This window comes from Acidovorax sp. KPB24-07 (assembly GCF_057543315.1).
On the sequence record NZ_BAAJYS010000406.1, the window covers coordinates 1 to 2,863 of the forward strand.

At 70.3% G+C, this 2,863-nt stretch carries 4 protein-coding genes; 3 read left to right on the forward strand and 1 reads right to left on the reverse strand.

From position 1 onward, the window contains the following. Positions 1 to 592, reverse strand: a 592-nt coding sequence (locus AC27IQ_RS21695; protein ID WP_487090747.1) for a LysR family transcriptional regulator, incomplete at its 3' end; no start/stop codon positions are given. A 115-nt stretch (positions 593 to 707) separates the two neighbouring features. On the opposite strand from AC27IQ_RS21695, the gene AC27IQ_RS21700 reads away from it, so the two are divergent. The 3 genes from AC27IQ_RS21700 to AC27IQ_RS21710 form a co-directional block, all read left to right on the forward strand. Next, complete coding sequence (locus tag AC27IQ_RS21700) at positions 708 to 1,646, forward strand: dihydrodipicolinate synthase family protein (protein ID WP_284411542.1); 939 nt, start codon at positions 708 to 710, stop codon at positions 1,644 to 1,646. Between the two features lie 82 nt (positions 1,647 to 1,728). After that, entirely contained in the window at positions 1,729 to 2,694 is a 966-nt protein-coding gene (locus AC27IQ_RS21705; RefSeq protein ID WP_487090748.1) for a Bug family tripartite tricarboxylate transporter substrate binding protein, read from the forward strand. Next, positions 2,684 to 2,863: SDR family NAD(P)-dependent oxidoreductase (locus AC27IQ_RS21710; protein WP_487090749.1), on the forward strand; the 180-nt coding region annotated here is incomplete at its 3' end. The genes AC27IQ_RS21705 and AC27IQ_RS21710, both read left to right, overlap by 11 nt.

Consider the following 2,863-nt stretch of genomic DNA (forward strand, 5'->3'; position numbering starts at 1 on the left):
CGTCCCGGCCGATGGCGTGCAGCGGCCCGCCGTCGGGGCCCGCCGCGCTCACCGGCTGCAGCACGTCGTCCGACAGCCGCTGCATGGGGTATTGCGCCTCGTCCAGGCGCCCGGGCGCCTCCGCATGGCCGTGGCACAGCACGAACTGCACGCGCCGCTGCAGCGCCAGGTCTTCGCACGCGCGGGAGCTGTCCGACATGGTCTGGATGGGCCCCAGGCGCAGCTGCGCCTCCAGCTGGCCCAGCCAGCGCGGAAAGAAGGTGAGCGAGAGCACGTGCGTGGCCGCGAAGCGCAGGCTGGCGGCCGCCGTGTCGTGCGCGGCGCGCGCCTTGATGCGCGCGGCCTCCAGGTTGGCCAGCAGGGTTTCCATCAGGGGCAGAAAGCGCTGCCCCGCCGCCGTGAGGGCGGCCGGGTGCGCGCTGCGGTCGAACAGCTCCACGCCCACCCATTCCTCCAGCGCACGGATGTGGCGGCTGAACGCGGGCTGGGCGATGGCCCGGGCCTCGGCGGCGCGCGAGAAATTGCCGCACTCGGCCAGGGCCAGGAAGTCTTCCAGCCATTCGAGATCGAGGGGGCGGTTGCCAGGTCCCATGGGCGTCGTGTTCCGTGCAGATAGATGTATGCGATTCGGGTATTGGACGGTGCGGGGCCGTCGCCGGAAGATCCGCTGCGTTGTCGTTCCCCTGCACCCATAACGGAGACCTTGAATGCCTTCCATCGCGAATTATCGCGGGATCATCCCCGCCATCTCGTGCCCCTTCACCCCCGACCACCGCATCGACGAGCCCGCCCTGCGCAAGCTCGCCGCCTGGCTGGCCGGCCACGAGGGCGTGGTGGCCATCATGACCAACGGGCACACCGGCGAGGTGTTTTCCCTCACCCCTACCGAGCGCGCCGAGGTCACCCGCATCGTGGCCGACGAACTGAAGGGCCGCACGCCCGTCATCTCCTCCATCGTCTGCGAGGGCCTGGCCGAAGCCGCCGAACATGCCCGTGCCGCCCAGGCCGCCGGCGCCGTAGCGCTGGACGTCATGCCGCCCCACCACTGGCTGCGCTTCGGCTTCACGCCGGGCCATGCGCTGCAATATTTCGAGGCCATCCACCGGGCCGCGCCGGGCCTGGACCTGGTGTGCCACGTGTACCCGGCATGGACGCGCGCCTCGTACTCGTCGCAACTGCTGGCCGAACTCGCCCGGCTGCCCTACCTGCAGGCCTTCAAGGTGGGCCAGCGCGACATGAACAAGTACGCCCGCGACATCCAGGCGATCCGCGAGGCCGACGCCTCCAAGGCCATCCTCACCTGCCACGACGAATACCTGCTGGCCTCGATGGTGCAGGGCGTCGATGGCGCGCTGGTGGGCTTCGCCACCTTCATCCCGCAGCTCATCATCGACCTGTGGAACGCCGTGAAGGCCGGCGACCTGAAAAAAGCCATGGCCGTGCAGGCCGTCATCACGCCGCTCAAGGACGCGGTGTACGGCGGCGGCGAGCCCACGGGCGAGGCCCATGCGCGCATGAAGGGCGGCATGTACCTGGCCGGCGTGATCGACGACGCCACCGTGCGCCCACCCACCGAGGCGCCCAACGCCCAGGAGGTCGAGGCCCTGCGCGCCGCCGTCCGGCAGGCGGGCCTGCTGCAGCGCTGATCTGCGGGTGCCATGACAAGACGGGCCGCACCGCACGGCCCGCACCGGACATTCGCGACCCCATAAAGACAGGAGACACGCCATGCAACGCAAGCCATTCCTCCGCGCCGTCCTCGGCGCCCTCGCGCTCACTGCCGCCGCCAGCGGCTTCGCGCAGACCTACCCGAACAAGCCGGTGCGCGTGGTGATCCCGTTCCCGCCGGGCGGCACGCTGGACGCCGTGGGCCGCATGCTGGCGCAAAAGCTCGGCGAGCAGACCGGGCAGAGCTTCGTGATCGACAACAAGCCCGGCGGCAGCGGCGTGATCGGCGGCGACGCGGTCGCCAAGGCCGCGGCGGACGGCTACACGCTGCTGTTCAGCGCCTCCACCTTCACGACCGCGCCGATGACGCTCAAATCGGTGCCGTTCAGCGTCACGCAGGACTTCGCGCCCGTGGCGCTGGTGGCCAAGGCGCCCCTGTCGGTGGCGGTCAACAAGGACCTGCCGGTGACCGACATCAAATCCCTGCTGGGCTACGCCAAGAGCCACCCGGGCAAGATGACCTTCGCCGTGGGCTCCATCGGCTCGGCCGGGCATCTCTCGACCGAGCTGCTGAAACGGGCCGGCAAGATCGACTACCTCATCGTGCCCTACAAGGGCACGGCGCCGGCCTTCCAGGACCTGATCGGGGGGCAGATCGACGGCTTCATCGACCCCATCCTCGGCTCGCTCCAGTACCACAAGAGCGGCATGCTCAAGGTGGTGGCCGTGACCTCCGCCCAGCGCGTGCCCAACCTGCCCGACGTGCCCACGGTGGCCGAGACCCTTCCCGGCTTCGAGTTCTACAGCTGGTACGGCCTGTGGGCCCCGGCCAAGACGCCGCCCTTGCTGGTGCAGCGCCTGAACGCCGAGGTGAACAAGGCCCTGGCCGGCGACATGGCCCAGAAGCTCAAGGACCAGGGGCTGCTCGTCACGCCGGGCAGCGTGGACGACTTCGCCAGGTTCCAGCGCGCCGACATGGAGCGCTCCCAGAAGATCGTGACCGAGGGCAACATCCGTGCGGAATGACGGCACGCCGCCCCCAGGCGCCCATGCCGCCGTCACCGGCAGCAGCAGCGGCATCGGCCGCGCCATCGCCGAGTCGCTGCTGGCCGCGGGCTGGCACGTGAGCGGGCTGGACGTGGCCGCGCCGGCCATCGAACACGCCGCGTTCACGCCCGTGGCCGTCGATCTGGCC